The sequence below is a fragment of the Archangium sp. genome, assembly GCF_036388035.1.
Classification (GTDB): domain Bacteria; phylum Myxococcota; class Myxococcia; order Myxococcales; family Myxococcaceae; genus Archangium.
This window is the reverse complement of the sequence record NZ_DASVSO010000442.1, coordinates 21,021-28,569: the sequence shown is the minus strand read 5'-3', so window position 1 is coordinate 28,569 and position 7,549 is coordinate 21,021. Positions and strand designations below refer to the sequence as shown.

Genomic DNA, 7,549 nt, shown 5'->3' with positions numbered 1-7,549 from the left:
ACAACCAAGACCCCTTTCATGACCTAAATGATCAACAAAGAATCACAGCGCTTACATATCTAGACATTGCCTTAAAATTCTCTCGCCAAAACATACCGCTTTATGGCGAGGTCTTTGAGACCTCAATGTATCCCGATGGGGAACCATTACATGCAGAACTAATCAAAAAAGGAGGACCCGGTCAATTAAACACCTACCGCGTCTACCCCAAGCCTCTAACTTTGATTGGAGGGGATAAGGAGCAGATCCCGACCCTTATTCAAAAAGGATATATTCCTCTTGTCGGCTCATTCGGCCCCTCGTCCCGAGGAAGCAACTCATCAAAGGAACAAACGGCCAAGCAGCTTGCGGCTTTGCTCGCAATGAAGTCGGTCGAAATGATTTTTCCGGCTACCAAGGGAGTTGATCCAAAACTCATCCTTGAGGCACGAGATCGACTGTCAGACCATCTACCCCCATTTTGGGCAGCAATGCTCAAACTCAGCATCGAACTCAGGGCTCGAATAAAGGACTGCAAAAGCCCTGAAGAAGTATTTCGCGAGGCAGACTTCATGGTCGACACTCTCGTCAGGCCCGCTGCGATTGACCTTAAGCGGAAAATCGAACTCGAAAGAAAGAAGTGGTTCTACAAAATCCTAATGCCCATTCAAGCTGGCCTAAGACTGCTTATTGGCAAGCCAATTCTGACCCAGCAACAACTTCTCACCAGTGCATTGATTCTTGGTGCAGATGTGGCGTTGGCTTCTGCCGAAAACATGAAGATAATAGAAGCCTTGAAAAATGAGGCTGGATTGACTTTTCTTCTGGAGGCAGGCGACACACTCAGAAAATAGAAGTAAATCCATGCCCCGCGAGAGGTGTCAGATATTTCATACGGGACACTTCGCACAGGTCGAGAGTGCACCCGAGAGGGTGTCAGAGAATTCGAGCGAGGCGACCCGGCACGACACGCGGCGGAAAAGAGAAGAGCGAAAAGCTGGCCGAGAAATCCCCTCGCATCCACCGTGCCGCCGCCTCTCGGAATGCCGCGACGAAGGCCCGGTACTGCTCACGCAACTCCTTCAAGGCCTGGCGCATCGAGGCATGCCCCAACGGCCGAGGGCTCCGCTTGGCCGCGCCGATGACTACTTCAAATCTATCGGCGTCACGCCATCAACACCGACCAGAATCCCTGGCAATCGGTAGGAGGCCGCACTGTGGACATGAAATTGATGGGTCAGGTTCGGCGCCTGATCGAGGATCTGGCAGCAGGACGGTATGCGGAGATCGCAGCGGATGGTCGCGCGGGGCGCCTGACCGAGGCGGAGTTGAGAACTGCTGTCGAGCAGTATGGGAGGACGCTTGTTCCCTTGCCTGCTGACGGTGAGCTGCTTGTCGATATCCATGAGCAGACGTCTCAGCCGGATGCGGTCTCCCTTGATGTACCTCTGTGGACCCGGGAGGAAGGCCGCAGCGACCTGACACTTTCGGTGACGGCGCTCAAGCGGGGCGAAACCTACACGGTCGAAGTGGACGATCTGCACGTTCTTTAGGAACTGGTGGCCTGAGAGTCCCCCGCTTCCGTGGACACCCCCTCACCCGAGGAAGGTGCTCACCAGCTCTCGCACCTGGTCCCGGCGGACAGGCTTCTTCAGCTCGACCAGCGGCCCGCTGTCCGGAAACTCCTCGCGGATCTTCTCCCAGGAGTAGTCGGAGTAGGCCGAGCAGAGCACCACCGGGAGCGTGGGAGCCACCTTGCGCAGGTGCCGCAGCGTCTCGATACCGTTCCAGCCGGGGGGCATCCGGTAGTCCAGGAAGGCCAGGCCATAGGGCTGGCCTGACGCCTGGGCCTGCCGCACCTTCTCGAGCCCCTCCTGTCCCTGCATCGCCGAGTCCATCTCCAGGTCCAGCGCTGGGAAACCCTCCACGGGGGGAGCCACTCCGAAGAGTGCCTCCTCCATCAGATCCAGCGCCTTCCTGCCCTCGTTGTGCTCCGGGGCCAGCAACCGGCGAAAGTCTTGATGGATGGCCTCGGAGTCATCGATGACCAGTATCCGCTTCTTGCTCACGCGCTCGCTCACGCTGCCCCCTGAGACCCAGGATAGGGCAGTTCCAGCACGAACGTGGCCCCGTGCCCCAACCCCTCGCTGTGGGCGGTGAGCGAGCCGCCCAGCTCCTGCGCCGCCAGGGCGCTGGAGTGCAGCCCGAAGCCGTGCCCCTCCTGGCGGGTGGTGAAGCCGTACTGGAAGATGCGGGTGAGCATCTCCGGTGCGATCCCCACCCCGGTGTCGCGCACTTCTATCCGCAGCCGGTCGCCCGCGGGGGGCTCCAGCCGCACCGTGAGGCGCCGCTCCTGCTGGGGCGAGGCATCCAGGGCGTACTTGGCGTTGCTGATGAGGTTGACCAGTATCATCAACACCTTGTTCTTGTCGGTGTGCACCGGGGGCAGCGCGTTCAGGTGCTGCTCCACCTGCACCTGATGGCGGCTCAGCCCCGCGGCGTTGATGCGCAGCGCATCCCGCACCAGCTCCTCCATGAGCACCGGCTCGTGCAGCCGCGGCAGGCGGGCATAGTTCTGCTGCAGCTTGACGACGCTGCCAATGTGCTCGGTGTAGCGGTTGACGTCCTCCAGCAAGGTCAGCAGCTCCTGGCGCTCATCCACCAGGTTCTGGCTCAGCTGGCTCAGGAAGGGCATCGCCTTCTGGCCCCGCTCGGTCTGGGTGAGGAAGTGCCCCAGGTTGTCGCGGTGCTGCTCCAGCAGGCTCGCCACCCGCCCCACCTGCTCGAGCTTCATCCCGCTCACCCGCTCCCTGGCCAGCACCGCGGCCGTCTGGACGCTGTTGAGCACGTTGCCCACGTTGTGCAGCACGTTGGTGGCGATCTCCGCCATGCCCGCCTGCCGGGCGCTCTGCATCAGTTGCCGATGCACCTCCTTCAGCTCGCGGGTGCGCTCCTCGACACGCTGCTCCAGGCCCTCGTTGGCCTGCCGCAACGCTTCCTCGCGCTGCTGGAGCTTCTGGGCCATGTGCTGGAAGGCGGTGCCCAGCCGTCCCAGCTCGTCATCGCGCGAGGACGGCAGGGTGACGTTGAAGTCGCCGGCGGCCAGCTGGTCCGTGGCCTGGGTGAACGCCCCCAGGGGGCGCGTTATCTGCTGCTTGAGCACCCAGTACATGATGGCCAGCTCCAGCAGCAGCGAGGCCAGGCCGAACGCCAACACGTAGCGCGAGGCCGCGAGGGCCGCCGAGGACACCACCCCCTCGGGCATCACCGTGACCAGGTTCCAGCCGGGGCCCTCCAGCCGCGCCACGGCGAGGTACTCGCCGTGCTTGGGCAGTTCCAACACGCTCTGGCCCGGCGCGCGGGCCCGCACCCGGTCGAAGATGTCACGCAGGTGCGTGTGCTGCTCGGTGGTCCCCTCCCCCGGGTGAGGGCTCAGGATGTTGAGGGCCTCCCCGCCCTTGTTCTCCAGGAAGGGGTGGGCGACGAGCTGGCCATCATCGCGAAAGAGGATGTTGTAGGCGCCAGGCAGGTGGTTGCTGATGGTCCGGTCCATCAGCTCCTCCAGGAGCACATCGGAGCCCACGGAGGCGACATGGCGGCCGTCGAGGTCCAGCGGCGTGGTGCCCGAGGACAGCCACACCTTGCTGGGCTCATCCTCATAGATGCCCGTCCAGCCCGTCTTCCGCTCGAGGTTGTTTTGGACGAGGGAGTCCGTGAAGTAGTCGAGCGTCATGAACGAGTAGGTGGCCTCGGTGTCCCGGCTCCAGGTGGGTGCCTTCGGCCAGTACATCACCAGCGCGCCCTCGGGCAGCATGACGTAGGTATCCGTGAAGCGGGCATGCAACGGAGGCCCGTACTGAGCGGTGACCTCATACGCGGCGATGAGCCGGCGGCGGAAGTCGTCATCCACCGGCACTCCCTTGGCAACGAAGACCTGCGGCATCCGCGTGCCATCGAAGCCCTGGAACTGATTGCGGATGGTCCCATCCGGCATCCGCGCGAACAGGGTGTCGAACTGGGGCTGGGGATCCTTCTGGCTCCAGGCCTCGATGCGCTCGCGCAGGGCCTGCTTGAGGGCCACGTGGTTGTCCTGGGCCAGCAGGAAGATCTCCTGCTCCCTCTGGCTGCGATCCACCACATGCCGCTCCAGCTGCGCGAGGGTTTGATCGCGCATGGAGTGGAAGATGTGGAGGTAGCTGAAGAAGGTGGCGAGGGCGATGATGACCGCGATGCGCACGCCCATGCTGATGAGCGTCGAGCGAGCAAGGGAGGCGCTGGGGCGTACGGAGAAGGTGGACGGCATGATGGCGGGGGGGCCTCGAGCCTGGATGGAAGCCGAGCAGAAAGGCGGCCCCAGTTTGCATCCAGGCAGGTACAAGGACCAACCGTGGGTGGTGGCTCTCTTGGCCCGCCCTGGAGACCCCGCGTCTGAACACCCTGGCGCACGTTTTTCTTTCGGGCAGCTCGAGGCAGGCAGCACGCCTCCCGGCCGTGGGCTGCTGCCCGCACCGCTCCCAGCGCAGGAGCACGACCCTCGCGCCTGAAGGTTGCCTGGATTCCTGCTATTCCCCGGGAAAATTCGAGGAAGGTCTCGAATCTCTTCCAGGGAAGTCGTTCACCTCCGGGTTGGGACGCAGCAGTCGTCCCTGGAAGCACCTGGACGTGACGAAGTAGTAGCCCTCCTCCTCAAACATCCTCAGTGGCCAGCCCATCCCCTCCCCCTCCGTACGGCCCGTGAGGTCGATGTACCTGGCGGGCCAGCCATAAGCCCTCAGAAAGACTACACCAGCGGCCCCCGGCGCTGCACCACAAGGTGGTGCTTGTGGCCCGGCGAGGCGTCACCTCGCTGCTCGCCGAGGCCATCACGCACCTGAAGCGCTAGCCTACCGGCGCCCCCGCTCTCACTGCCGCATGTCGCGCGCGAGGGAGACCGTGAACGTAGTCCCGGCCTCCTCCGTGCTCTCTACGCGAACCGAGCCCCGGTGTGCCTTCGCCAGACCTTCGACGAGGGTGAGCCCCAACCCCCAGCCCTTCTGCGCCCGGACCTGGGCGGAACCCGCCCGGCGATAGAGCTGAAACAAAGCCTTCTGCTCCTCCGGAGCAATGGGACTGCCCCAGTTGTGAACGGAGATTGACACCTCGTCCTGCCCGCTCTGAGCCAGGCGGACGGTGACAGGGCGATCGCGCGCCCCGTACTTGATGGCGTTGTTGCACAGGTTCTCGATGATTCGCCTTATCCCGCTACAGCTCCAGTAGCCTTGAAGCAGCTCCGGCGCGTCCAGCACGAACCGGTGGCCATGAAGCAGTGACAGCTCCTCCAACGTCCCCTGTGCCAGTGCGCTCAGTTCGCACTTGGAGACCTCGATGGGAAGCGGCTCTCCGGCCCGGACCCGATTCGCATCCAGCAGGTCGCTGATCATCTGATCCGCCCGGTCGAGGTTCTCGCTGATCCTCGCCGCCAGTTTGTAGAGGACCGTGGGGTCGCCTGCCTTTCGCGCCACCATGTGGGCATTCAACTTCGCGGCCGTGAGCGGCGTTCGCAGATCGTGCGAGAGCGTGGCGACGAACCTCTCGCGAAGCTCGCGCTCTTCCTCCAGGCGCGCGGTGAACGCCTTCTGGTCATGGATGTCGGTATTGGCACCGATCCATTTCACGATTCTTCCGTCTGAGTCGCGGAGGGGGACCCCACGGACCAGGTGCCAGCGGTACTGACCGTCGGAGCCGCGCCGGAAGCGCTGCTCCATCAGAAAGTCTTTGCCAGTCTCCACAGCCTCCTTCAATCGCGGCCGGGTCTGCTCCACGTCCTCGGGATGCATGGGCAGGGTGTCCGGGTCGTCCCACCGGGTACCCCGGGGCAGGCCCAGGTACTTGAACCACCAGTCGTTGTACCAATCGACGACGAAGTCAGGCGTGGCGGTCCAGATGATCTGGGGCAACGCATTGGCGATCTGCCTGAACCGCTGCTCGGCCTGTTTCTCCCCCCGGAGGTCCCGGGTGACGGTGGCAACACCGCTGATGGAGCCTTTCTCGTCCCGGATCACGAACTGGTTGTAGTGAACGGGAATCGCTTCGCCCGTCTTGAAATTGCGAAACCGGAACTCGCCGACCCAGCGGCCTTCGCGCTCCTGGGTGGGGAGGATCACTTCGCGGACGAATGGCTTGTCCTCTTCCAGGAAGTAGTCCAGGACCTGGGTCTTCAGGGCTTCTTCGAGGTCTCCAAGGCCCACCATCTTCCGTCCCGCTTCATTGACGAAGAGGGCTCTGCCGTCGGGAGTGGCGACGCCGATGAAATCCGAGCTCTGCTCCGTCAGGTGCTTGAACATCCGGAGCCGCTCCTCGAGCTGTTTTCGCTCCGTCAAATCATGAACGGCCGTCACCGCGGCCTGAATGTTTCCATCCTGATCGCGAATCGGAGATGAGCTGACAAGCAGTGTGGACAAGGTGCCGTCCGTCCTGCGGTAACGCATCTCCTCGGAGCGCGTCACCTCCCCCTTCCGGATGGCGCGGGCCGTGGGATAATCCTCTGGTTGATATGGGCTCCCATCGGGATGAACCGCTCCATACTGGGCATACTCCTGGAGGCTCTGGCGTTCAGACACCCGGCGTTCGGTCAGGCGATCAATTTCCTCATTGTGATAGAGCGCCTTGCCCGTCTTCGCGTCGGTAATGGAGATGCCTATCGGGACATGCCGGATGACCGCTTCGAGCAGGGCTCTGGATTGCTGAAGCTTGGCCTCCGCAGTGGCGCGCTCGGTGTCATCGCGAAGCACCTTCACGAAGCCCAGGACGCGCCCTGTGGCATCACGCAGCGGGTTCATCACTCCGTTCGCGAAGAAGCGTGAGCCATCCTTCTTGACATGCCACCGCTTGTCCTCGGCCTTGCCGGTGGCGAGGGCCGTCTTCATCTCCTGCTCCGCCGCGCCCTGGGCAAGATCCTCTGGGGTAAAGAGCAGGCGGCAGTCCTTGCCACGCACCTCGTCCTCTCTGTACTGGAAGATGTTCTCTGCTCCGAAGTTCCAGTCGAAGATCCGCCCGTCTGGAGAGGTGCGGATAATTGCGTGATCCTTCACGTTCTCGATGATCAGGCGGTAGCGCTCCTCGGCGGAACGCTCGCGGGACTGGGCGAACTGCGCGAAGCACGCGCCCGCCTCCGCCATTCCCTGCTCAATGGCGGTGAGGACGAGGTCGCGTTCCGCCGTGGTAACAGGGGCTTCCTGCTCCAGTACGTGGAAGATGACCTCCCGAAGAAGCTGATATTCCTGGAGCATCTGATGAAGGGAGTATTCCTCGAGGCTCGAGCGCTGTTTCCCGTGCTCCCGGGACACATCGTTCAGCGCTTCAAGGGACACCCGCCAGCGGGGCTCTGCCGCCAGTGCGGCAACGAGGCGATCCAGGAACTGCGGTAGGCTGTTCCGAAGCTGAGGCTCATCCTGAGCTCTTGCCGCCGGAATGTCCTGGCGGACGCGGCCCATCCACAGCTTCAGGATTCTTTCCTTGGACGCCTGCAGCCGCGCCGAGGCAGGGACCTCTGCTTCAGCGCCCTGGGAGAAGGTTCCGTCCATTTCTCCCC

5 protein-coding genes are annotated in these 7,549 nt (G+C 62.9%); 2 read left to right on the top strand and 3 right to left on the bottom strand.

The annotated features are described in order from the left end of the window. On the top strand, positions 1-833 hold an 833-nt coding region (locus VF697_RS17950), incomplete at its 5' end, for a hypothetical protein (protein WP_331096600.1). A 369-nt stretch (positions 834-1,202) separates the two neighbouring features. Further along, on the top strand, positions 1,203-1,532 hold the full coding sequence (locus VF697_RS17945; protein WP_331096597.1) for a DUF7668 domain-containing protein: 330 nt from the start codon (positions 1,203-1,205) through the stop codon (positions 1,530-1,532). 42 nt (positions 1,533-1,574) lie between these two features. Here VF697_RS17945 and VF697_RS17940 read toward each other — a convergent pair whose 3' ends face one another. The 3 genes from VF697_RS17940 to VF697_RS17930 form a co-directional block, all read right to left on the bottom strand. After that, positions 1,575-2,060 (bottom strand): response regulator, encoded by a 486-nt coding sequence (locus tag VF697_RS17940; RefSeq protein ID WP_331096594.1) that lies wholly within the window; start codon positions 2,058-2,060, stop codon positions 1,575-1,577. Further along, entirely contained in the window at positions 2,057-4,282 is a 2,226-nt protein-coding gene (locus VF697_RS17935; protein WP_331096592.1) for an ATP-binding protein, read from the bottom strand. The genes VF697_RS17940 and VF697_RS17935 overlap by 4 nt, the downstream gene beginning before the upstream one ends. A gap of 598 nt (positions 4,283-4,880) precedes the next feature. Next, the gene (locus VF697_RS17930) at positions 4,881-7,541 is read right to left on the bottom strand and encodes a PAS domain S-box protein (RefSeq protein WP_331096590.1); all 2,661 of its coding nucleotides are present in this window, start codon (positions 7,539-7,541) and stop codon (positions 4,881-4,883) included. Between the last annotated feature and the right edge of the window lie 8 nt (positions 7,542-7,549).